The sequence below is a fragment of the Streptomyces sp. UF-297 genome (assembly GCF_058245575.1).
Genome location: NZ_JBSIBZ010000071.1, coordinates 1 through 22,111 on the forward strand (window position 1 = coordinate 1; position 22,111 = coordinate 22,111).

At 70.8% G+C, this 22,111-nt stretch carries 17 protein-coding genes; 11 read left to right on the top strand and 6 right to left on the bottom strand.

Annotated elements, in window-relative coordinates:
* Nucleotides 1–222: 222 nt before the first annotated feature.
* Nucleotides 223–690 carry an RDD family protein gene (locus AC4IJH_RS31420; protein ID WP_490855322.1) on the bottom strand — a complete coding sequence of 156 codons (468 nt, stop codon included), beginning with the start codon at nucleotides 688–690 and terminating at the stop codon, nucleotides 223–225.
* A gap of 284 nt (nucleotides 691–974) precedes the next feature.
* Between AC4IJH_RS31420 and glnA the strand changes: the two genes are divergently transcribed.
* Complete coding sequence (gene glnA / locus AC4IJH_RS31425) at nucleotides 975–2,384, top strand: type I glutamate--ammonia ligase (protein ID WP_490855323.1); 1,410 nt, start codon at nucleotides 975–977, stop codon at nucleotides 2,382–2,384.
* Between the two features lie 97 nt (nucleotides 2,385–2,481).
* On the opposite strand, the gene AC4IJH_RS31430 is transcribed toward glnA, so the two are convergent.
* Together AC4IJH_RS31430 and AC4IJH_RS31435 are read right to left on the bottom strand one after the other, a co-directional pair.
* A complete protein-coding gene (locus tag AC4IJH_RS31430) occupies nucleotides 2,482–2,949 on the bottom strand; it encodes a hypothetical protein (RefSeq protein ID WP_490855324.1) in 468 nt (155 codons plus the stop codon).
* Between the two features lie 147 nt (nucleotides 2,950–3,096).
* Nucleotides 3,097–5,208, bottom strand: coding sequence for a glycoside hydrolase domain-containing protein (locus AC4IJH_RS31435; protein WP_490855325.1), 2,112 nt, complete (start codon nucleotides 5,206–5,208; stop codon nucleotides 3,097–3,099).
* 674 nt (nucleotides 5,209–5,882) lie between these two features.
* Here AC4IJH_RS31435 and AC4IJH_RS31440 point away from each other — a divergent pair.
* From AC4IJH_RS31440 to AC4IJH_RS31480, 9 genes are all read left to right on the top strand, one after another.
* Nucleotides 5,883–7,286, top strand: a complete 1,404-nt coding sequence (locus AC4IJH_RS31440) for an alpha-amylase family glycosyl hydrolase (RefSeq protein WP_490855326.1) — start codon at nucleotides 5,883–5,885, stop codon at nucleotides 7,284–7,286.
* Nucleotides 7,279–8,979 carry a glycosyltransferase gene (locus AC4IJH_RS31445; protein WP_490855327.1) on the top strand — a complete coding sequence of 567 codons (1,701 nt, stop codon included), beginning with the start codon at nucleotides 7,279–7,281 and terminating at the stop codon, nucleotides 8,977–8,979. Before AC4IJH_RS31440 ends, AC4IJH_RS31445 begins: the two co-directional genes overlap by 8 nt.
* A gap of 1,184 nt (nucleotides 8,980–10,163) precedes the next feature.
* Complete coding sequence (locus tag AC4IJH_RS31450) at nucleotides 10,164–11,543, top strand: hypothetical protein (protein ID WP_490855328.1); 1,380 nt, start codon at nucleotides 10,164–10,166, stop codon at nucleotides 11,541–11,543.
* A gap of 10 nt (nucleotides 11,544–11,553) precedes the next feature.
* Nucleotides 11,554–12,813: an MFS transporter gene (locus AC4IJH_RS31455; protein ID WP_490855329.1), complete on the top strand. Its 1,260-nt coding sequence runs from the start codon at nucleotides 11,554–11,556 to the stop codon at nucleotides 12,811–12,813.
* Between the two features lie 155 nt (nucleotides 12,814–12,968).
* Nucleotides 12,969–14,021, top strand: a complete 1,053-nt coding sequence (locus tag AC4IJH_RS31460) for a zinc-binding dehydrogenase (protein ID WP_490855330.1) — start codon at nucleotides 12,969–12,971, stop codon at nucleotides 14,019–14,021.
* A gap of 178 nt (nucleotides 14,022–14,199) precedes the next feature.
* Nucleotides 14,200–14,790, top strand: a complete 591-nt coding sequence (locus tag AC4IJH_RS31465; protein ID WP_490855331.1) for a DUF5994 family protein — start codon at nucleotides 14,200–14,202, stop codon at nucleotides 14,788–14,790.
* The gene (locus tag AC4IJH_RS31470) at nucleotides 14,787–15,200 is read left to right on the top strand and encodes a hypothetical protein (RefSeq protein WP_490855332.1); all 414 of its coding nucleotides are present in this window, start codon (nucleotides 14,787–14,789) and stop codon (nucleotides 15,198–15,200) included. The genes AC4IJH_RS31465 and AC4IJH_RS31470 overlap by 4 nt, the downstream gene beginning before the upstream one ends.
* The gene (locus AC4IJH_RS31475) at nucleotides 15,197–15,625 is read left to right on the top strand and encodes a DUF5994 family protein (RefSeq protein WP_490855333.1); all 429 of its coding nucleotides are present in this window, start codon (nucleotides 15,197–15,199) and stop codon (nucleotides 15,623–15,625) included. The genes AC4IJH_RS31470 and AC4IJH_RS31475 overlap by 4 nt, the downstream gene beginning before the upstream one ends.
* 306 nt (nucleotides 15,626–15,931) lie before the next feature.
* A complete protein-coding gene (locus AC4IJH_RS31480) occupies nucleotides 15,932–16,924 on the top strand; it encodes an acyl-CoA desaturase (protein WP_490855367.1) in 993 nt (330 codons plus the stop codon).
* A 464-nt stretch (nucleotides 16,925–17,388) separates the two neighbouring features.
* Here AC4IJH_RS31480 and AC4IJH_RS31485 read toward each other — a convergent pair whose 3' ends face one another.
* Nucleotides 17,389–18,300 carry a maleylpyruvate isomerase family mycothiol-dependent enzyme gene (locus AC4IJH_RS31485; RefSeq protein WP_490855334.1) on the bottom strand — a complete coding sequence of 304 codons (912 nt, stop codon included), beginning with the start codon at nucleotides 18,298–18,300 and terminating at the stop codon, nucleotides 17,389–17,391.
* A gap of 344 nt (nucleotides 18,301–18,644) precedes the next feature.
* On the opposite strand from AC4IJH_RS31485, the gene AC4IJH_RS31490 reads away from it, so the two are divergent.
* A complete protein-coding gene (locus AC4IJH_RS31490; RefSeq protein WP_490855335.1) occupies nucleotides 18,645–20,246 on the top strand; it encodes an ABC-F family ATP-binding cassette domain-containing protein in 1,602 nt (533 codons plus the stop codon).
* A gap of 101 nt (nucleotides 20,247–20,347) precedes the next feature.
* Here AC4IJH_RS31490 and AC4IJH_RS31495 read toward each other — a convergent pair whose 3' ends face one another.
* Together AC4IJH_RS31495 and AC4IJH_RS31500 are read right to left on the bottom strand one after the other, a co-directional pair.
* The gene (locus AC4IJH_RS31495) at nucleotides 20,348–21,121 is read right to left on the bottom strand and encodes a methyltransferase domain-containing protein (protein ID WP_490855336.1); all 774 of its coding nucleotides are present in this window, start codon (nucleotides 21,119–21,121) and stop codon (nucleotides 20,348–20,350) included.
* A 154-nt stretch (nucleotides 21,122–21,275) separates the two neighbouring features.
* Nucleotides 21,276–21,980, bottom strand: coding sequence for an NADPH-dependent F420 reductase (locus tag AC4IJH_RS31500; RefSeq protein ID WP_490855337.1), 705 nt, complete (start codon nucleotides 21,978–21,980; stop codon nucleotides 21,276–21,278).
* Nucleotides 21,981–22,111 lie beyond the last annotated feature (131 nt).

A 22,111-nucleotide genomic window follows, 5' to 3' on the forward strand; every position in this document is an offset into this window, starting at 1 on the left:
CCCCCCCCCCCCCCCCCCCCCCCCCCCCCCCCCCCCCCCCCCCCCCCCCCCCCCCCCCCCCCCCCCCCCCCCCGCCGTATGTCATGACACTTCCCGCGGGGCGGTACGGGCCCCGCACCTGCGTACCGAGACGTACCCGCGTACTGGGACCCGCCCCCGTGCGTACCGTACGAAAGCGTGTACCCGTACGGCTGGAGAGCCCGTCCCCGCGTGCTCGTACGGCTAGATCCGTACCTGTACGGCCCGGGCCAGGCGGTCGTGCAGGCCGCGGCCGTCGCGGTCCCAGATGACCGCGGGGATGACGATGACGAGCAGGACCGTACGCAGCACGACGCGCGGCAGGGACAGCCGTCCGCCGCCCTCGCTCACCACGCGCAGGCCCAGCAGCCGCTTGCCGGGCGTGAAGCCGACCGTGCCCACGGTCAGCACGCTCAGCACGGCGAAGACCAGCAGCGCCCAGTTGCTCGCCGACTGCATCTTGCCGCCGCTCAGGAGCCCGTACGCGATGACCATGCACAGCACCCAGTCGATGAAGAGTGCCGCGATGCGGCGGCCCGGACGCGCGATCGAGCCCGGCCCCTCCTCCGGCAGTCCGAGCCGCTGCCCGCGGTATCCGAGGTCGACGCCCATGTTCTCGGCTGCCTCGCGGGGCCCGGAGATCCACGATCCGATTGCTTGCCTGTTGTCCACCCGTCCACGGTACTGCGACCGCATACGTTCCCTGCCCCTCGGGGCTCGAACAGCGCCCTGAGGACGCCTCGAAGCCGGGCTCCCGGGACGGCCCGAAAGTGCTTGTTCCTTGTCACAATGAGGCGTAATGAAGGGCTCCCGCCGGTTAACCTCGGCGAAACAAGTGGGTCATGCTTGAGAAATCCCGCCTACCTAAGGTCAAGCGAGCGCGCCACCGCACATGGACGCGCTCCGAGTAGCAACCCCGGGTCCGCTCCCCCTGCGGCCGGGCTAGGAGGAGTTGGATGTTCCAGAACGCCGATGAGGCCAAGAAGTTCATCGCGGACGAGGACGTCAAGTTCGTCGACGTCCGATTCTGTGACCTGCCCGGTGTGATGCAGCACTTCACGGTTCCGGCAGAGGCGTTCGACCCGACCGAGGAGCTCGCCTTCGACGGCTCCTCGATCCGTGGCTTCCAGGCCATCCACGAGTCCGACATGGCCCTGCGCGCCGACCTCTCCACCGCCCGCGTGGACCCGTTCCGCCGCGACAAGACCCTCAACGTCAACTTCTTCATCCACGACCCGATCACCGGCGAGCAGTACAGCCGTGACCCGCGGAACGTGGCGAAGAAGGCCGAGGCCTACCTCGCCTCCACCGGCATCGCCGACACCGCCTTCTTCGGCCCCGAGGCCGAGTTCTACGTCTTCGACAACGTGCGCTTCGAGACGTCGGCGAACCAGTCCTTCTACCACATCGACTCCGAGGCCGGCGCCTGGAACACCGGTGCGGTGGAGAACAACCGCGGCTACAAGGTCCGCTACAAGGGCGGCTACTTCCCGGCCCCGCCGGTCGACCACTTCGCCGACCTGCGCGCCGAGATCTCCCTGGAGCTGGACAAGGCCGGCCTGAAGGTCGAGCGCCAGCACCACGAGGTCGGCACGGCCGGCCAGGCGGAGATCAACTACAAGTTCAACACGCTGCTCGCCGCCGCCGACGACCTGATGCTCTTCAAGTACATCGTCAAGAACGTCGCCTGGCGCAACGGCAAGACCGCGACCTTCATGCCGAAGCCGATCTTCGGCGACAACGGCTCGGGCATGCACGTCCACCAGTCCCTGTGGTCCGGCGGCGAGCCCCTCTTCTACGACGAGCAGGGCTACGCGGGCCTCTCGGACACCGCCCGCTACTACATCGGCGGCATCCTCAAGCACGCCCCCTCGCTGCTGGCCTTCACCAACCCGACGGTGAACTCCTACCACCGCCTGGTCCCCGGCTTCGAGGCCCCGGTCAACCTGGTCTACTCCCAGCGCAACCGCTCCGCCGCCATGCGCATCCCGATCACGGGCTCCAACCCGAAGGCCAAGCGCGTCGAGTTCCGCGCCCCGGACCCGTCCTCGAACCCCTACCTCGCCTTCTCGGCCCTCCTCCTGGCCGGCCTCGACGGCGTCAAGAACAAGATCGAGCCCGCCGAGCCCATCGACAAGGACCTCTACGAGCTCGCCCCCGAAGAGCACGCGGGCGTCCCCCAGGTCCCCACCTCCCTCCCGGCCGTACTCGACGCCCTCGAGGCCGACAACGAGTACCTCCAGCAGGGCGGCGTCTTCACCTCCGACCTCATCGAGACCTGGATCGACTACAAGCGCACCGCCGAAATCGCCCCGATCCAGCTCCGCCCCCACCCGCACGAGTTCGAGCTGTACTTCGACATCTAGGATTCCGGGCGGACCGGCATACGAGCGAGGCCCCTCGACATCTCTGCGGAGATGGGCGAGGGGCCTCGTCGCTTTGTCGGGGGAATGCTCTGCGGTTCTAGAAGCCGCTGCACGAGGCTGTTGTGAAGGGGCCCGAGGCGGTGGCTGTTTTGGGTTTGCCGTTGCCTACGACCACGGAGCACTTGACCTGACCGCCGGATTCCCCGGTGGTCACGGTGAGTGTGCCGCCCTTGGCCAGTCCTGAGGTGTTCTGCTTCTTGCGCCAGGGCAGCGAGCGGACGGTCTCCTGGCTGGTCGAGACATCGTCGTCGTGCCACGTGCTGTAGGTGATGGCCACGTTGGAGGCGTTTCCGGTGACCTCGTAGGTGACCGTGACTTCCTTCGACACTTCCTTGCCGATGCTGACGACCACCGCGACGCAGCCGCCCACCATCAGGATGAGCACCGCGAGCAAGACCCACAGCCAGGTGCGGCGCTTCTTCGGCACCGGCGGGGGTGCGTAGGGGCTGTGTCCCCATTGCGGCTGCCCTGGAGGCTGCTGCTGCCGTCCGGTGTGATCGCTCATACGGTCAGCCTCACGGGAAGCGGGGAGCTGCGCGAGCGGACCGGGAGCCCGTGCGGCTGGCCGGGTGAGGACGCCGCCGCTCGGATGGCGCCGTGGCGCGGACTGCGTGGGACTGTGCCACCGCCCGCGCCACGGCGGGTGACTCGATCAGTTGTCGCGGATGCCCTTGTAGGTCTTGGAGGACCACAGGGCGCCGCCCTTGCCCTGGCCGCCGGACTTCGAGTAGAGGACGAAGTTGCCGTCGTTCTGGAGGTGGAGATAGGAGCCGAGGCTCTTCTTGTAGGTGCGGGAGGACCAGAGGGCGCCGCCCTTGCCCTGACCACCGGACTTCGAGTAGAGGACGAAGTTGCCGTCGTCCTGCATGCGGGCGTAATTGCCGGTGCCGGAGGTGCCGCTGGCCCAGAGGTTGGCGGTGGTGGTGCGGTTCTGGACGACCAGGTTGCCGTCGCGCTGCATCAGGACGGTGGTGAGTTTGTTCTCCATCCACTGGCCGGGGCGGAGTTCCATACCGGCGGTGAGGATGGTGGGGCGCTTGTAGGTGCCGGTGTGCCAAAGGGCGTCGCTCTTGGCGCGGCCGCCCTTTTTGTAGAGGACGAAATTGCCGTCGTCCTGGAGGTGGACGGAGGAGCCGAGGCTCTTCTTGTAGGTCTTGGAGGACCAGAGGGCGCCGCCCTTGCCCTGGGCGCCGTCCTTTTTGTAGAGGACCAGGTTTCCGTCGTCCTGCATTTTCAGGTACGCGCCGGGGTTGCGGTGGGTCTGGGTGGCCCACAGGGCTCCGCCGCCGGCCTTGTGGTACATGACCAGGTTGCCGTCCTGCTGCATGCGGAGTTCCACGCGCTGGGACACCAGCTTTTCGCCGGGGTTGAGGCGCTGGCCCGGGAGGAGTTCGGTTTTGGGGGCGGGGGTGGCCGGGTTGTCGTCCTTGGGGGCCTTGGGCTGCTTCGAGGTCCTTCCGGTAATGGTGTCCTCGTCGTCCTTGGTGGGCGGGTTCGGGCGGGAGGCGGATACGTCGAGGTAGTTGCGGTCGATGGCGATGGTGACTCCGCCGTGCGTCTCGCGGATGTCGCCGCGGTATTGATGGGCGCGCCGGCCGGTCCATTCGCCGGGAGACAGGCCCATGGAGGAGTCCGAGACGTCGGCGGCGCCGTTCCAGTTAGCGGCCCACAGGACGTCGGGGGTGGTGGCGCCGGACGTGTTCCGGTGGCTTCGCAGGGCCTGGATACCGGAGTTCTTGTGGGCGTACGCGCCGGATCGGTAGCCCAGTTCGTGCAGACGCTCGGTCCAGGCCGACAGGTAGGAGACGACCAGGGGGTCGAAGACGTCGCGGTCGTCGTAGCTCTCGACGTTGTTGTAGAGGACCGTGCCCTTGCCCAGGCCCAGCTTGGCGGCGGTCTCCGCGGCGCCGTTCGCCGCCGCTCGTCCTTGCTCGGCGGCCTTGGCGGGGTTCTTGTCCAGCGTGTTGCCGGGCTTTACGGATCGGTGCCAGGGCTGCGGGCCGACCCAGAGCGGCATCAAGTGCCATCCCTGTGCGGCCTGTTGGCGCACCCATTCGGCGCTGAGCTGCGGCTGGTCACAGGCCCGTGCGCCGCCGCCGATGTAGATACCGATCGCGCGGTACGGGGAGGCCTTGCGCCAGGCCTTCATCCGCTCCGGCGTGGGGGCGGTGCACGCGTCGAAGCCCTCGCCCTTGTAGGCGCCGGGTACGACCATGTCGGTGGGCGGCGCCGGAGGCTCGTACGTGGGGGTGAGCGAACGCTTGCGGCGGGACGGGGCGTTGGAGGTGGCGGATTCGATGATCCGCTCGACGACGGCCGGGGACTGCACGTAGGACACGGTCGCCATCAGGCGCGACTGCTCCAGGGCGTACCGCACCTGGCCGCTGGCCGAGTCGGGTCGGCTGTCCGGGAGTTCGGTGCCGCTCGGCACGGCTTCGGTGGGGATGTCGACGCGCTCGGGCGCGCCCTCCAGCGGCTCCAGGTGCACGGTGTCGGCCCGCTCGCCCACGGCGCGCCCCGTGCACTGGGCCTGGCTCCCGGCGCGGCCCAGGTAGAGCGTGGGCTGGTCAAGTCTCAGACAGGCTTCCGGGTTCTTCGCCAGATCGACCACGCGCCAGCCCTGGGGCAGGTGCAGTTGTAGGCCTCCGTAGCTGACCGAACTGTCATCGGCGGCCGCAGGCAGGGGCGTCACCAGGGGGAAAAGTGCTGCGGTGGCTATCGCGCCCGCGACAAGAGAGGGACGCAGCGATATTCGGGACGGCATGAATCTCCTGTTGCTGTGACCAGGCAAACAGCTGGCCCCGAACGGGGCCCGGCCTGGATTCTGATCGCGGACTCTATAACAGCATCTATTCGAATTGCTTCGTTAATGCGAGTGCGTGCGCATACGGCGTGCGGGGGTGCGGATGGGGCGACTTGAATCCCGTCAATAGTCCAGACCAACTGCGGGCCGCGGTTCATATACGGGGCGCGCGTGCACCATGACGCGACGACAGGAGCTGAGAATTGACAGTCACAGACACCATTGATTGATGGAATTGGTGCAGTACTCCATCGCATTGCGTTGCGTTGCGCCGCATTGCGGGTTTTCCGCAATTTCCGTCGACCAGTCTTCGGCGATGCGCGGACGGCGGGGCGAGACCTGGCATCGACTTGTCACGGGGAGGGGCGGACGCCGGGCTCGTTCGCGTCGGCGCTGCTCGGCTGCCGACCGGCGTCGGTCGGCGTCGGCGAATCCGTACGGCAGCGATACGGCAGAACAGTGCAGCGTACGGCCGGATTCTTGACTGCTCGGCGGTCGGTCCGGTCGTACAGGGGGTGTTACGGATGGGGTGGGATGTGTCACGGTGACGGGGTGTCAGTTCTGGTGGGTACCCCTGGGTGCGGTGGACGGTGGCATGCCGGGGAGCCCGTGGGCGCACCTCGGGAGGTTGGGTCATGGGGGATCAGGAGTGGTGGCGCAATGCGGTGATCTATCAGGTGTATGTGCGGTCGTTCGCGGATTCCGACGGGGACGGCGTCGGGGATATCGGCGGCATCGTGTCCCGGCTGGGGTATCTGGAATGGCTTGGCGTGGATGCCATTTGGTGTACGCCGGTGACCGCTTCGTCCAATCATGACTACGGGTACGACGTAACGGATTACCGGGCGATCGATCCTTCGCTGGGCAGCATGGCGGACTTCGAGCGGCTGGTGGCGGAGGCCGGGCGGCGGGGAATCCGGGTGATGCTGGATCTCGTACCGAATCACACCAGTGTTGAGCATCCGTGGTTCAAGTCGCGGGAGACGAAGCGCAGTTATTACGTGTGGGCGGAGCGGCCCAATAACTGGGTGAGTTCGCTGCACGTTCCGGCGTGGTCCCATGACGACGCGGAGCGGGCGTACTACCTGCACAGCTATCTTCCGGAACAGCCGGATCTGGATTGGTGGAACGAGGATGTGCGGTCCGAGTTCGACGAGATTCTGGCGTTCTGGTTCGACAAAGGGGTGGCCGGGTTCAGGATCGATGCGTGTTATGTGATTCTGAAGGATCGGCAGTTGAGGGATAACCCGGTGGCGCGCGCGGGAGACCATATGTGGGATCTCAACCGTGGGCAGCGGCCGGTGCACAGCGCCCATCAGCCCGAGGTGCACGATGTGCTGCGGCGGTGGCGGACGATCGCGGACCGGTACGATCCGCCGCGGCTGTTGATGGGGGCGACGTGGGTCCCGGAGCCGGGTGAGCTGGTCGCGTATTACGGCAAGGGGGACGAGCTCCAGCTGCCGCAGTACTTTCCGCTGCTGTTCGCCGATTTCGAGGCGGGGGCGTTACGGGAGTGCGTGGAGCGGTGGCTGAAAGCGCTCGGGCCGGAGGACTGCGCGGTGTGGCTCGGGTCGAATCATGATCTGTCGCGCTTCCCTACGCGCTGGTGCGAAGGCGATGACCGCAAGACGCGAATGGCGCTGGCGATGCTGCTGACTCTGCCCGGTGCCTGTGTTCTTTACCAGGGCGACGAGTTGGGGATGGAGGACACGGTGATTCCGGTCGGGCGGGGGCGGGATCAGGCGCCGTGGCCGCGGGACGCCAGCCGTACGCCGATGCGCTGGGAGCGGGGGGAATCGGGTGGTTTTACGGCCGGGGAGCCGTGGTTGCCGTTGGGTGATCCGGGGCGGAATGTCGAGGATCAAATGGCCGACGCGGATTCGGTGTTGAACGGTACGCGGCGGCTCATAGCGCTGAAGAAGCGATTGGCCGGGCCGTACGTGCCGCTGCCCGCCCGGGAGGGGAGCTGGCGGTATCGGCGCGGCGACGTCACGGTGGAGCTCGACTTCACGGGATCGGTGGTGCGGATCGATGGGTGAGGTGGCTGGTACGACGGAGGTGGCCGGTTCGGCGGGGGCGGTCGAGGTGGCCGAAGTCTTGGTGGCGAAGGCGAGAGCAGAGGCGCCAGGGGGCGCGCGGGTGGTGGGAGTTGGTGACGCGCTTGTTGGCGACGCGGGTGCCGATGAGGTGAGTGGTGTTGATGCGGTGGTTGCGGCGGCGCGGGGTGCGCTCGGTGGCCGTACCGTCTGGCACATCAACACCACGGCGGTCGGTGGCGGGGTGGCGGAGTTGCTGCGTTCCGCGATGCCGCGGCATGCGGCGGCCGGGTTACGGGCGCGGTGGCTGGTGGTGCGGGCGGGGCAGGAGTTCTTCGGGATCACCAAGCAGCTGCATCATCTCTTTCACGGCAGCTTCGGCAGCGGACGGGCTTTGGGTGACGCCGAGTTCGCGGTGTACGAGCGTACGACGCGGGAGGCGGCGGGCAAGGCGCTGCCGTACATGACACCCGGCGATCTGGTGCTGCTGCACGATCCGCAGACGCTGGGAATGGCGCCGGCGCTGGGGCGGGCCGGTATGCGGGTGGCCTGGCGCAGCCATATCGGCACCTCCTCCCCCGGCCGTCCGGCGGTGGCCGCCGCGTGGGAGTTCCTGGAGCCGTTTGTCGCGGCGCCGCTGCGGTGTGTCTTTTCGTTGCCGCAGTACGTGCCGCCGGGGCTGGGTGGTCCGGATAGTTCGGGTGGTGTGAGTGGTGTGAGTGGTTCGGGTGGTGTGGGCAGCCCGGATCTGGATGGTGCGGACAGTCGGCGCGCCGTGATCATCGCGCCGTCCATCGACGAGGCGTCGGAGAAGTGCCGGGCGATGGAGGAGGGGGAAGCAGAGGGGATACTGGCGTCGATCGGGCTGGTCGGGGCGGCGGAGTGGCGGGGTGCCGAGGGGGCCGAGGAATCGACTACTGTCGGTCAACTCCGCCGAAAATCAGGCGAGTTGGGGACGTACGAGGCGGCGACCGGGGCGTACCTGGAGCGGCGCGTACGGATATGGCAGGAGCAGCCGTTGCCGCCGGACGTTGCGACGGTGCTACAGCTGTGCCGGTGGGACCCGTTGAAGGACATGGTCGGGACGCTGACCGCCTTCGTACGGCACATCGCGCCGGTGAGTGGCGCGCATCTGGTGCTGGCCGGGCCCGATCCGGCCGATATCGCGGATGATCCGGAGAACCTGGCGGTGTTCGAGGCGGTGCTGCGGGACCGCGCGGCGCTGCCGGTGGAGGTGCGTCGGCGCGTCCATCTCGTCGCGCTGGGGCTCGCCGATGACGCGGTGGAGCTGCGGGCGAACGCGTTGGTGGTCAACGCGTTGCAGCGGCGGGCGACGGTGGTGGCGCAGAAGAGTGTGGAGGAGGGGTTCGGGCTGGCGGTGGCGGAGGCGATGTGGAAGTCGCGGCCGGTGGTGGCGAGTTCGGTCGGGGGGATCCGTATGCAGGTGGCCCATGGCGTGAACGGGCTGCTGGTGGACGATCCGGCGGATCTGCGGGGCTTCGGGCGGGAGGTGGTCCGGCTGCTCGAAGACGCCTCGCTGCGGGAGAAGTTGGGACGGGCGGCGCATGATCACTGTGCGCTGCACTATCTCGCGTGGCGCGAGTTCCGCGATCATGCGCTGCTCTATCTGGATCTGTGCGGTACGGGCCTGAGCGGTACGGATCAGGGCGGCGCGGAGGGGGCGGTCGGGCGATGACCGCTGCGAAGACGGACCCGCTCACGCCTCGGCAGGAGCCGGACGTCATCGTCGTCGGGGCGGGTACGTTCGGGTCGGTGCTCGCCTGGCAGCTAGGCCAAGTCGGGCGCTGGATACGGACGTTGGTGCTGGAGTCCGGGCGGCTGGAGCGGGCGGAGCATGTGCAGAACGCCCCGGTCGCGGAGGAGACCGTGCCGCCGCCGATCCTGTTGGAGCCGGGGGCCGCCGCGCCTGTGGTGGACGGCGTGCGGTGGCGGGTGCCGTGGCGTTCCCATCTGCCGTACCACGGGCTGGCGTACGGCGGTGGCGGCCGGTCGCTGTTCTGGGGCGCGTACTGCGTGTGGCCGGAGCTGGGCCAGGAAGGCGTACGGGAGCACTGGCCGAGCGGGGTACGGGCCGAGCTCGACGACCGGTATCTGCCCGCCGCCGCTGAACTGCTGGGCCTGACACGGCCCGCGCCGCACTTCGACGGCGAGCTGAATCGTCGGCTGCGGGACCGGGTGGTGGGTGCGGTGGCGGCGGGGCGGCTGTTGGGGATCCGGCCTCCCGAGGAGCTTCCGGAGGGACCGGGGAGTGTCGGAGGATCGCTCGGTGCGCGGGGTCCTGCGGGCGTACGGGCTCGGGCTTCGGGCGGGCTGTCGGATGCCGCTGCCGACGTACCTGCCGCTGCTGATGCACCTGGTACTGCTGATGCACCTAGTGCCATGGACGTACGGGAAACCGGCAGTAGCCGGAACGGCGTAGGCCCGCCGCAGGAGGCCAACGGCGCAGCGACGACTGCGGGCACACGGGAGCCGGGCAGGCCATCGGGGCCCTCGGGCAAACGGGCATCCGTCACGGCGCGGGTACCTGATGACGGGCGAGCAGCCGCCGAGGCACGGGAGCCCGGCAGCGCTTCAGGTCCCGCGAGGGTACGCGGGCCAGCTGGATCGTCGGAGCCTGTGGACGTGCCGACAGCCGGCGGGGTACGGGAATCCGTCGCCGTACACGACCCGACCGAAGCGGCGGAGGCCACCGGCAGGCAAGGCCCGGAAGGTGCACGGGAGTCGGCGGGGCCGCCGGGACCCGCCGCTGGCGTACGGGCGGCTGTCGGCGCTCGGGGGCCCGTCGCCCCAGCCGGCGTCGTGGACGAACGAGCAGCTGTTGAGGCGGCGGAGGCTTCCGGAGTGCGCGCATCTGTTGGCATGGAGGCGCGCGGCGCTGTTGGTGGATGGCGCGATGTGGGGCGCTGGGCGCGGCGGTTGAACATGCCGCTGGCGATCGATGTGGTGCGGGGCGCGGAGGGGCCTCGGTTGGTGCGGTTCAGTTCGGCGCCGTTGCTGAACGAGCGGCTGCGGGACGGCACCGGTGAGGTGGAGGTGCTCACCGACTGCCATGTCGTCGGCCTGCGGGTGGAACGTGGGCGGGTCGTTGCGATCGAGACCGGTCGCGGGGTGCTGCGCGTACCGGAGAGGGCCGTGGTCGTGCTGGCGGTCGGGACGATCGAGAACGCGCGGCTGGTGCTGGGGGCCGAGGGGGTGGAGCCGCGCGAGGGGGCGGCGCATGGGCTCACGACGCATCTGCGGTCGAATGTGACGGTGCGGGTGCCGTTCCCGTTTCCCGTAGGGGGTGTTGGGGCCGTTGGGGCGCGTGAGTGGGGTGCTGTTGCGCTGCATCTGCGGGGCTCGTGTGCGCATCCGTCGGGCCCCGCGACGCGGTTTCATCACCAGATCACTGCTTACGGGGTCGGCGCAGTCCCTGAGGAGATTTCTCGTCGGTTGTATGCGGATACGCCCAGGTATGACGTGGAGGCGGTGGAGCGCGCGTTGCGGGAGCCGCCGCGGCATCTTGTCGTCACGCTCGCCAGTGTCGGCGAGGCAGCGGCAGCGGCGGCCGGGGATGGCGGTGGTGCAGGAGCGGAAGAAGGAGCAGGGGCCGGGACCGGGATCGGGATCGGGATCGGTGAGGTGACGCTGCTCGGTGAGCGGGATGAGTTCGGTGCCCGGCGGGCTTATGTACGGCTCGCGCCCGGGGCGGCGGATCTGCGGACCTGGGAGGCGATGGACCGTTCGGCCGATGCGGTGGTCCGTGCCCTGGTGGGCAACGGTGGCGTCGAGGTGTTGCGGAGCGGGCGCTTCGTACCGCTGGGCGAGGGTGAGGGGCTGGCCGCCGCGCTCGGCGCGGAGGACCGCCGGGAGCCGCTCGGCTGCGGTCACCACGAGATGGGCACGCTGCGGATGGGGCCCGATCCACTGGGGCCCGATCCACTGGAGCCCGACCCGCTGGCCCCCGATCCACACGGCTCGCACACCGACTCCAACTGCCGTCTGCACGCGGCCCACAACGTCTACGTCGCCGGCCCGGCCGTCTTCCCGGCGCTCGACTCGGCCGGGCCCGTACTGCCCGGAATCGCCCTGACGCTGCGGCTCGCCGATCACCTGCGGGAGGTCCTGGACGGCGGGTACGGGTCGCGCGCCCCGTCGGCGCCGTACGGGAGGGACGGTCATCACGTGCCCGCGGCGCGGCCGGGGCCCGCGGAGGGACAACGTCGCACTGCGGAGGCGGGGCTGCCCGGTGAAGCGTGAGGGCAGTCCGGTGACGCGTGAGGGCCGTCCGGCAGCCGTGTCCGTACGGCTGCGGCGGGCGCGGGTGGCGGTGTCGGCGATCTTCTTCGTGCACGGAGCCGTGTTCGCCTCCTGGGCCGCCCGCGTGCCCGCCGTACAGGATGAACTCCACCTGTCCGCAGGGATGTTGGGGCTGATCCTGGCGGGTCCCGGGCTCGGGGCGCTCGCCGGGAGTCAGGCGGGCGGGCTGATGGTGCACCGGCTCGGCAGCCGTACGGTGAGTGCGCTGGCGCCGGTACTGCTGAGCGTTCCGCTGGGCCTCATTCCGACCGCGCATTCCGCGTGGGTGCTCATGGCGCTGCTGGTGCTGCTCGGTGCCGCCGACGGGTGCACGTCCGTGGCGATGAACGCCCAGGCCGTCGTCGTACAGCGGCAGTACGGGCGGACCGTGCTCAACTCCATGCACGCCATCCGGAGCATCGGCGCCGTGGCGGGCGGGCTGGCCGGGGTCGCCACCGCGTCCCTCGGGCTGACGCTGACCACGCAGTTCGTGGCGATGGCGGTGGTACTGGCCGTCGTGTCGGCGGTGGCGGCCTGCGGGCTTCAGCCGGAGGAGGTCCCGGGGAGCGGGGGCGTACGGGAGCGTACTGATGAGGTACGGGAACGCACCGACGAGGTACGGGAGCGGGCCGCGGACGTACCGGAGGGGGCGAGGGCCGGTGCGGCGACGCGGGGGATGAACGGGCGGCTGGCCGTACTGCTGCTGGCCCTGATGACCTTCCTCGCCGCCTTGGTGGAGGACGCGCCCGCTTCCTGGAGCGGTGTGTATCTGCGGCAGGTGGGCGCGGATGCCGCGACGGCCGCCGCCGGGTACGCCGCCTTCTCCGCCGGCGGGGTCGTCACGCGGCTGCTCAACGACTGGCTGGTGAACCGGCTCGGGTGGGTCCGGCTGATCCGTATCGGGACGTTGTGCTGCGCCGTCGCGCTCACTGCCGCGCTGCTGGTCGGGCAGCCGGTGACCACGCTGGTGGCGCTGGTCGTGGCGGGTGCCGGGATCAGCGCGGTGTTCCCCGGGGCGTTCACCGCCGCGGGTGCGCTGCCGAATCCGGCGCTGGCGATGGGCCAGGTCGGCTTCGCGGGCAATCTCGGCTGGCTGCTGGTCTCGCCGATCATCGGCGGCCTGGCGACGCTCGTGGGGCTGCCGACTGCTTTGGGGGTGTTGGCGGTGGCCGCGGTCGTCATCGCGGGACTGGCGCCGGTCACGCGGGTTCGGCCGTCGGCCGATGGGTGACGGGCTCCGTGGGGTGCTTCGTCCGCGGGTGCTTCGTCCGCGGGTGCGTCGTGGCTGGTCGCGCCCGCGCGGCAAAGCCGCATAGCGACGCAGCCCCGCGCCCCTTTCGGGGCACGAGCGAAGCACACCGGACGAGGAGAGAGGAATTCGCTGTCGTGCTGACAACCAAGCAAGTTCTGATCACTGGCCCCGGGAAGGTGGAGACGCGGCGCAGGCAGTTGGCGCCGCTGCGGGCCGGTCAGGCCCTCCTGCGGGTCACGCAGTGCGGGGTGTGCGCGTCGGAAGTCGATCAGTGGCTGGGCAAGGCCGATCGCTATCCCGTCGAGATAGGTCATGAAGTCGCCGGTGTGGTCGAAGAGATCGCGCCTGAGGAGGACGGGGGCGATGGGTACAGGGGCGACGGGTACGGGGACGATGAGTACGGGGGTGATGGCTACGGCGGGTCCCTGAAGCCCGGTGATCAGGTGGCGTCCTGGGTTCCCGGGGGCGGCTATACGGAGTTCATGGTCATCGAGGCGCGTCACGCTGTTCCCGTGCGCCCCGGCAGCCCCTTCCCTGCCGTCGCCGAGCCGCTGGCCTGCTGCGTCAACGCCGTTGAGCTGGCCGCCCCGAGGATGGGCGCGGACGTGGTGATCATCGGCACGGGGTTCATCAGCCGCCTCGTCCAGCGGTTGTCGGTCCTCAAGGGCGCCCGGTCGGTCATCGTGGCGGGCCGCCGCCCCGAGCCCCTGTCCGAGGCGCTCGGCCGGGGCGCGACACGGGTGGTGAATCTGCGTACGGAGTCCCTGGCCGAAGCCGTCGCGGAGACCACCGGCGCCGATGGCGCGAACGGTGCGGACGGTGCGGATGTGGTGTACGAGGCCACCGGGGCGGAGGACGCACTCGCCCTCGCCGGTCAGGTCACCCGTACCGGCGGCACCCTCGCGATCGTCGGCTACCACCAGGGCGGCCCCCGCACCATCGACATCGCCCGCTGGAACGAACGCGCCTTGCGCATCGCCAACGCCCACTTCCGCGACCTCGACACCATCCTGTCCGGCATGCGGACCGCGGTCGCCCTGGTCGACTCGGGCCGGCTCGACCCCTCCGACCTGCTCACCCACCGCTACTCCCTCGACGACGCACCCACCGCCTTCCGCACCGCGGCCGCCCGCCCCGAGGGGTTCGTGAAGGCGGTGGTCGAGCCGCGTCCGTACACCGCCTTGTGAGCAACACCGCACCGGCGCACGGGAGTTCACGGCACGACACTCATGGGCGAAGGGCCGGATATCGGTCCCGCCGGAACCCGATCGCATGACCGCTGGAGTACCCTGGAACCACCGAGGGCATTTCGCACACCGGCTCCCATGCCGAGGTCGTTCTCGGCGAACGACAACCACCGGGCGGATGGCGTCGGTCGCCGTGAGCCCGGGGTGGGGCCGTAGCGTGACCGTGTTCACCGCACCGAAGCCGGACCGTCCGTTGGACGGTTCCCGCCCTGTGCGCCGGGCGGCCCGGCTGTCCTTGACCCCGACACGCCGTACTCCAGGCCCCTTGGACGGCGCCTGGTGGCCTTACTCCCGGGATCTGTCACATGAACTGCCCTTGCTGGCCGCCGTGCTGGATCCCCTATGGGGTCGGATCACCCGTGTCGCGGTGAACCCCGCCTACTGGCCGGACATCCCGCGCAAGGTCTCCGTGGCGACACGGGGCGTCGTCGGGCACCGGGTGATGCACGTCGGCTGGTTCGCGGCCGAACAGGACCCGCACAAACTCCTGTTGCTCTCCTACACCGTGGGCCGTTGGGACCTGCTGACCGTTCCTCCGCAGACACCTCCCGCCACGGCACGCCTGCTGATGGCCGCCGCGGCGGACCCGCGCAACGCCCTCACGGCGAGCGGCTTGATGCTCGTCGCGGGGGCGCTGACACCACCGGACCGGAGCCTGGCGGCGGAGGCCGTACCGGAGCAGTCCGGCACAGAACGCCTGGTCCCATGACGCACCACCGGGCGGAGTCCGTCCGCCCAGCACGTTTCACCGCGCGCCCGGAGAACGCGTCGGCTGCCGCACCCGCGGTCCCCGGCGCCGATCAGGCCGAGGTGCGCATCATCGCGGCGTCCCCCGAAGCCGCCCGGCAGGTCGCCGACGTGCTCCGGCGTCACTTCGCCGCCACTGAGCAGCGCAGTTACCCCGCCGATCCCCTCGGCGGCGGAACCAGGCTCCATCTCACCGTGGACACCGCCCGCGGCGCCGAGGCCTCCGGGCCCGGCCTGCCCTGGCCGGTGCCCGGTCACCCGCACCACGACGAGCTCCCGGGCGTCCCCGTTTCCCTACCCGTATCCGTATCCGTACGCCCCGGACACCCGACCACCCCGGACGAACCGTCCGGAGACAGGCCCCCGCCATGACCAGCACGATCAGCGCACCGCTGTCCCCCGCACCGCCCGCCCTCCCGCCCCGGCTCGCTCTGCAGCCGCCGGGCTCCGGCGTCCACCGGATCGACGGGGCGTGGTGGCCCCGCTCCCGCGACCTGACCGAGGAACTGCCGCCTCTGCTCGCCGAGTTGACGCCCCGCTGGGGCCGCATCACCCGGGTCACCGTCGACGCCACCATGTGGCTCGCCAGTCCCCGCCGCATGGCGCTCGTCGACCGCGTGGTGCACATCAACTGGTCCGTCGTCAAAGGGCATCGGCACAACGTGTGCCTCCTCTCCGTCGGCGTAGGCCGCTGCGACCTGCTCGTCGTACCGCCCGAGGCCTCCGCGGCCCAGGCGGACCGCATCATGGCGGCCGCCCGCCGCACCGGCACCTGGACGGGGCCGCGGCACCTCTGAGCGGGGCTGCCCCGGCCGAGGTACGGCTACGCGCCGCCACCGGCCCGCTCCCCTCTCCGCCGCCTCCATACCTTCCGTACCCTCTGCACCTTCCGTACGGTCCGCACTCTCCGGCAGCCCCAGCCCCCGGCCGCACCGTCCCACACCACCACGGCCGAGGAGCCCGAAGTGCCCGAAGTGCCCACTCGCAGCGCACCGCCACCGGCACCGGCACCGCTGTCGCCACCGGCACCGCTGTCGCCACTGTCACCGTCGTGGCCGCCGTCGCCGACACCACCGTCATCGCCGTCATCGCCGCCACCCGACCTGGCGCCACCGGCCCCCGGGTACGACGGCAACGCCCCCTTCCCCGCCGCCGGGCCGGACCGCCGCGCCCGGGCCCGTACCGCCGGTCAGCGGCTGCAACTCGTGCTGACCGGCGGCATCGTGATGTTTCCGCTGCTGGCCGTGGCGCTCGCCGGGTGGGTGCTGTGGGGACGGGTGATCGGGCCCGCCGATGTGCTGATCGCGTTCGGGCTCTATGTCGTCACCGGTCTGGGGATCACCGCCGGATTCCACCGGGGGCTGACGCACCGCAGTTTCACCGCCGCTCCCCCGCTGCGTATCGCGCTCGGCGTCGCCGGGTCGATGAGCTTCCAGGGGGACCTGATCGGCTGGGTCGCCACCCACCGGCGGCACCACGCCTTCACCGACCGCCCCGGTGACCCGCACTCGCCGTACCGCTTCGGTACGAGCCTGCGCGGCCGGCTCCGCGGGCTGGGCCACGCCCACCTCGGGTGGCTCCTGCGCACCGAGAGCACACCCGCCGAGCGCTACGCCCCCGATCTGCTCGCGGACCGCGGTATGCGGCTGCTCTCGCGCACCTTTCCCCTGTGGTGCGCGCTCAGCCTCGCGCTGCCGTTCGGTCTCGGGTGGGCCATCGGCGGCACCCTGCACGACGCGCTGACGGCGCTGCTGTGGGCCGGGCTCGTACGGATCGTGCTGCTCCAGCATGTGACGTGGAGCGTGAACTCGCTGTGCCACATGGTCGGGCGGCGCCCGTTCCGTACCCGGCGGCACGACCGGGCGACCAACTTCTGGCCGCTGGCGCTGCTCTCCTTCGGCGAGAGCTGGCACAACCTGCACCACGCCGATCCCACCTGCGCCCGGCACGGGGTGGACCGGGGCCAGATCGACCCGACGGCGGCCGTCATCCGCCTCTTCGAGCGGTTCGGCTGGGTCAGCGACGTACGGTGGCCCAGCCCCGGACGCCTCGAAGGGCGCCGCGCGTCACTCGCGGCACAGGAGTCGGTGGACTGATGGGCCAGGCGTGCGGCGGACACATGCGGCCGGCCGGGCAGCGCGGAGCCAGGCCGTGGTGTCTGCGGCGCGGCGGACACGCTCGCCCGTGCCGACCGGGCCACCCGCACCGGCGGCACCCTCGCGATCGCCGACTGCCACCAGGGCGGCCGCCGCACGACTGACCTCGCGTCGCGCGCGGGAGCGGGTGCGCCGTCCGTGACGCGGCCCCCGCCCCGAAGGGTTCGTGGCGGGGGTGGTCGCACCGCGCCCGTGAGGTGCGGCCGCTCGGCGATGAGGTCCGGTGGTGCCGTACGGACAGCGGCTCCTCGCCTCCGGCCGTGGACGGCTCAGGATCTTCGGGGCCGCAGCCACCGGAGGACGGGGGTTCCGTGGCGCCGGCCTGGTGACTGCGGTCCCCGGCTGCGGGGCCGCAGTTGACCGGCAAGGGGGACAGCGGACGGCCCGGCGCACCGCGGGGGCGGTCAGTAGACGATGGACACGATCCGGCAGGCGGCTTCGGCCAGTCGGCGGTCACCGTCGATGCGGGCGAGGGCGAGGGCGGTGGCCGGGTGGATGCCGCGGGCGCACAGCCGCCAGGCGGTCTCCTGGTGCAGATGTACGGTCGCGGCGGGGCGCCCGGCGTCCGCCTCGGCCAGGGACCAGCGAGGCCCGGGGGCCGGGGCGGCGGAGGTGGACGTGGACGTGGCGGTGGACGTGGCCGTGGCGGTGGCGGTGGCGGTCCAAGTGCCGCCCGCCGGACCGTCGATGCGCATCCGGATCTGCGTGCCGGCGGGGGCGTCGACGTCGCGCAGGGTGTGCGGCAGGGCCCGCAGGAAGGTGTCCAGGACCACGGACAGGAACCGCGGGTCGGGGTCGGTTTCCTGGCCGGTGGCGTGGCGGATCTGCTGGCGGTGGGTCCAGAACTCGGTGAAGTCGCGGGCGCTGTCCAGCCACATGGGCGCCGGGTCGACGCCCGCCCAGGACACGCCCAGCGACGGGGAGTCGGGGTCGGTCGTCTCGAAGAAGCGGGCCAGCTGACCGCCGACCAGGTCCAGGGTGTCGACGAGCGCGGCCGGGCTCACCCGGCGGCAGGCCTCCACCCATTCCTGGTTGATGCGGTGGATGAACGTCTCCAGCGTCTCGCCCGGCGCGAAGGCGGGCCCCTCCGTGTGCCCGTCGCGGTCGCGGGCGAGGCGTCCGTAGAAGTCGCCCAGGAGGTGGGCGGCCAGATCACGTACGGTCCAGCCCGGCACCGCTTCCTTCCGCCAGTCCGCGGGCGCCAGGCCACGCAGCGTGGCCATCAGCGCGCCCTGCTCAGGTGCGAAGAGACAACGGGCGTCGATCGGGGCACCGAGCCAGGAATGACCTGGCCCGTCGCTGAGCTGGGAGTCCATGGCCAAAAGCGTGCCGAACGGGCACCTGATCGGCCACTGAATATCCCATTCCGGCCGACCGCGGCGCCGAAGGATCACGCGGTACGGACGCGGCGCCGTACCGGGCACGGCTGGCCGGTACGCAAGACCCGACAGGAACGCGCAGCGGACCGGTTCGCGAGACCCGGCAAGGACGGTCGGCACGCCGCCCCGTACGGCCCCGCGCCGCGGCGCCGGAAAATCCGTGTGCGCCCGTCGGTCCCAGCGCCTACCCTGGTACGCATGTCTATGCCCCGGATTTCTTAGCTCGGACACCCGCTTTCACGCCACCCGTGTGTCCTTGAGCTTTTCCGGAGCGTAATCCCATGATCACCGTGCGCGGTGTCGACGTGCGCGTCGGCGCCCGTCTGCTGCTGTCCGACCTCTCCTTCCACATCTCCCCCGGCGACCGCATCGGCCTCGTCGGCCGCAACGGCGCGGGCAAGACCACTCTCATGAAGACCCTGGCCGGGCAGGCGCAGCCGGCCGCCGGGAGCGTGCGCCGCACCGGCTCGCTCGGCTACCTCGCGCAGGAGCCGCGCGCCGCGGACCCGGCCACCACCGTCACCGACCGGATCCTGTCCGCCCGCGGCCTGGACCGCGCCGTGGCGGCGCTGCGTGCCGCGGAGGGCGCGATGGCCGCCGCCGACGGCCCGTCCGCGCAGGCCCGTGCGATGGCCGCCTACGTCCGCGCGGAGGACGCCTTCCAGGGGCTCGGCGGGTACGCGGCCGAGGCCGAGGCCGCGCGGGTCGCCGCCGGGCTCGGGCTGCCCGAGCGCGTACTGGCGCAGCCGGTGGGCGAGTTGTCCGGCGGCCAGCGGCGCCGGGTCGAGCTGGCGCGGATCCTCTTCTCGCGCCACGACACCCTGCTGCTGGACGAGCCCACCAACCACCTGGACGCCGACTCGGTGACCTGGCTGCGCACCTACCTGGCCGGGTATCCGGGCGGCCTGGTGCTGATCAGCCACGACACCGGCCTGCTGGCGGACACCGTCAACCGGGTCTTCCACCTGGACGCGCACCGGGCCGCCATCGACATCCACAACACCACCTGGCACGCCTACCTCGCCCAGCGCGCGGCCGACGAGCGGCGCCGGGCCCGCGAGCGGTCCAACGCCGAGCGCAAGGCGGCGGCGCTGCGTACCCAGGCCGACAAGATGCGCTCGAACGTGGCGACCGCGGTGGCCGCCAAGAACATGGCCCGCCGCGCGGACCGGCTGCTCGCGGACCTGGAGCCCGCGCGCCGCGGCGACAAGGTCGCCCGCATCCGGCTGCCTGAGCCGGAGCCGTGCGGGCGCACACCGCTGGGGGCCGTCAGCCTGGCCAAGGCGTACGGCGACCATCAGGTGCTCACGGGCGTGGACCTGGCCGTCGACCGCGGCAGCCGTCTGGTCGTGCTCGGGCTCAACGGCGCGGGAAAGACGACCCTGTTGCGCATGCTCGCCGGGCACGAGACGCCGGACGGCGGGCGGGTGGTGCACGGCCACGGGCTGCGTCTGGGCTACTTCGCCCAGGAGCACGACACCCTCGATCCGGCGCGTACGGTCCGCCAGAACCTGGCCGCCGCGGCGCCGCACCTCACCGACGGCGAGGTCCGCCGTGTACTGGGGGCCTTCCTCTTCACCGGGGACGACGCCGACAAGAGCGCCGGGGTGCTCTCCGGCGGCGAGAAGACGCGGCTGGCGCTGGCCTCGCTGGTCCACTCCGGTGCGAACGTCCTGCTGCTGGACGAGCCCACCAACAACCTGGATCCGGCCTCGCGCACGGAAGTTCTGGGCGCGGTCGCCGACTATCCGGGGGCGATCGTGATGGTCACCCATGACGAGGGCGCCATCGAGGCGCTGCGCCCGGACCGGGTCCTGCTGCTGCCGGAGGGCGACGAGGATCTGTGGAGCCCGGATTACGTGGAGTTGGTCGCGTCGGCCTGACCGGGAATCCGGTCGGGGGGCGGGGGAATCCGCGGTGAGGTGATATTGCCTCGCCACGGATTCCCCTGGCCCGCCGCCGGTCGGCCGCTTTCGGAAACGGTCTATCGGTCTGCCGTACGGTCCGCCTTCCGCGCCTCGATGAGAAAGCGGCTCGAATGGGCCACGAACGGGCCCTCGTTGTGAATCTTCTCGTGGAGTTCGCGCAGCCGGTCGCGGTACTGGTCGACGGTGAAGCCCGGGACCATCCAGATCACCTTGCGCAGGAAATAGACCACCGCGCCGATGTCGAAGAACTCCATCCGCAGCCGCTCGAACCGCAGGTCGACGACGTCGAGTCCGGCGGCCTCGGCCTCCCGGCGGGCGTCGTCGGGATGGCGCCGCCCGCGGGCCTCGGGCTGTGGGCCGAGGAAGTATTCGACGAGTTCGAAGACGCTGGCGTGGCCGACGTGCTGGGAGAGGTACGTGCCGCCGGGCTCCAGTACGCGGGCGATCTCGGTCCACCACACGGTTGCCGGGTGGCGGCTGGTGACCAGGTCGAACGCCCCGTCGGCGAAGGGCAGCGGCGGCTCGTCCTCGTCGGCGACGACCACCGCGCCCAGCGGCCGCAGCAGGCGGGTGGCCTTGGCGACGTTCGGCGGCCAGGACTCCGTGGCGGCCATGACCGGCGGCAGTTTCCCGGCTTTGGCCAGGACTTCGCCGCCGCCGGTCTGGATGTCGAGTGCGGCCCGCGCGCGGGCCAGCCGCTCGCCCATCAGCCGCTGATAGCCCCACGAGGGGCGCTCTTCGGTGGCCCGGCCGTCCAGCCAGGAGAAATCCCACCCGTCCACGGATACGGAATCGGCCTCGTCCACCAGTTCATCAAAGGTGCGTGACATACCCGAATCATTACCGCAGAAATCCGAATACGCAAAGAAATGACCCCGGCTCAATTACCGTGCCAGGGGCCGGTATTGGCGTGCCCGAATACAACACAGAGGGCATGCGGCGCAGTGCCGCATGCCCTCTGCCGGCCGCGTCCGCCGAGTGGTGTCAGCGGACGACCTTGATGCCGAAGTGGCCGCCGACGGCGAATCCGATGGCGCTGTGCATGTGGGCGTACATCTCCATGCCGCGCGAGGAGACCAGGCCGCCCAGGTCCATGACGTCGCTCCAGCCGTAGGAGGCGAGCAGGTCGGTGACGACCCGCTTGGCGTCGGCGTCGTCGCCCGCCACGAACATCGTGTGGTCGTCGCCCACGGACCGGGGGTTGACGACGGTGTCCTGCTCCTGGGTGACGAAGGCCTTGACCACCTTGGTGTCGGGCAGGGCGCGCTGGATCTGCTCGCCGAGGCTGTCGATGTCGACCGGGTCGAGCCTCGGCATGACGCCCCACGGGGTGGGCCAGGGGTGCTCGACGTCGGGGTTGTAGAGGAACGGCACGGCGTAGTCGATCAGGACCTTGCCGGCCAGCTTGTCGGCGCCGATGCCGGTGAGGGCCCGGACCGCGTTGTGGCCGTCGATGCCGTTGACGACCACGTCGGCGGCGGCCGCGGCCTCGGCGAAGGTGACGAGGGTGATGCCGGGGTGGCCCGCGAGCCACTGGCCGTAGGGCGGGTTGCCCATCATGTCGGGCTCGGTACGGGCCAGGGTCTCCTTCGGGTCGCGAGTGCCGACGAAGACCTCGTGGCCCAGCTCGACGAGCTTCGCGGCGTGCGCGCGGCCGCCGCCACCGGTTCCCAGAACTGCGATCTTCATCTTCCTGACTCCTTGCCGTGTGCGGTGCGGTTCGGGCGCCGAGAGGAGACCGGCTCGCGAACTAGTACATAAGTACTGTAGAGCGAGAGCGAAGGTTCGGTCAAATGGGACATACAGCGCGTAGCGTCGCA

Bases quoted from the DNA above. Each gene is read 5' to 3' on its own strand.
- AC4IJH_RS31440 (WP_490855326.1), top strand. From the start codon at position 5,883: ATGGGGGATCAGGAGTGGTGGCGCAATGCGGTGATCTATCAGGTGTAT.
- AC4IJH_RS31445 (WP_490855327.1), top strand. From the start codon at position 7,279: ATGGGTGAGGTGGCTGGTACGACGGAGGTGGCCGGTTCGGCGGGGGCG.
- AC4IJH_RS31490 (WP_490855335.1), top strand. From the start codon at position 18,645: ATGATCACCGTGCGCGGTGTCGACGTGCGCGTCGGCGCCCGTCTGCTG.
- AC4IJH_RS31495 (WP_490855336.1), bottom strand. From the start codon at position 21,121: ATGTCACGCACCTTTGATGAACTGGTGGACGAGGCCGATTCCGTATCC.
- AC4IJH_RS31500 (WP_490855337.1), bottom strand. From the start codon at position 21,980: ATGAAGATCGCAGTTCTGGGAACCGGTGGCGGCGGCCGCGCGCACGCC.
- AC4IJH_RS31470 (WP_490855332.1), top strand. From the start codon at position 14,787: ATGACGCACCACCGGGCGGAGTCCGTCCGCCCAGCACGTTTCACCGCG.
- AC4IJH_RS31475 (WP_490855333.1), top strand. From the start codon at position 15,197: ATGACCAGCACGATCAGCGCACCGCTGTCCCCCGCACCGCCCGCCCTC.
- AC4IJH_RS31450 (WP_490855328.1), top strand. From the start codon at position 10,164: ATGGAGGCGCGCGGCGCTGTTGGTGGATGGCGCGATGTGGGGCGCTGG.
- AC4IJH_RS31435 (WP_490855325.1), bottom strand. From the start codon at position 5,208: ATGCCGTCCCGAATATCGCTGCGTCCCTCTCTTGTCGCGGGCGCGATA.
- glnA (WP_490855323.1), top strand. From the start codon at position 975: ATGTTCCAGAACGCCGATGAGGCCAAGAAGTTCATCGCGGACGAGGAC.
- AC4IJH_RS31465 (WP_490855331.1), top strand. From the start codon at position 14,200: ATGGCGTCGGTCGCCGTGAGCCCGGGGTGGGGCCGTAGCGTGACCGTG.
- AC4IJH_RS31485 (WP_490855334.1), bottom strand. From the start codon at position 18,300: ATGGACTCCCAGCTCAGCGACGGGCCAGGTCATTCCTGGCTCGGTGCC.
- AC4IJH_RS31430 (WP_490855324.1), bottom strand. From the start codon at position 2,949: ATGAGCGATCACACCGGACGGCAGCAGCAGCCTCCAGGGCAGCCGCAA.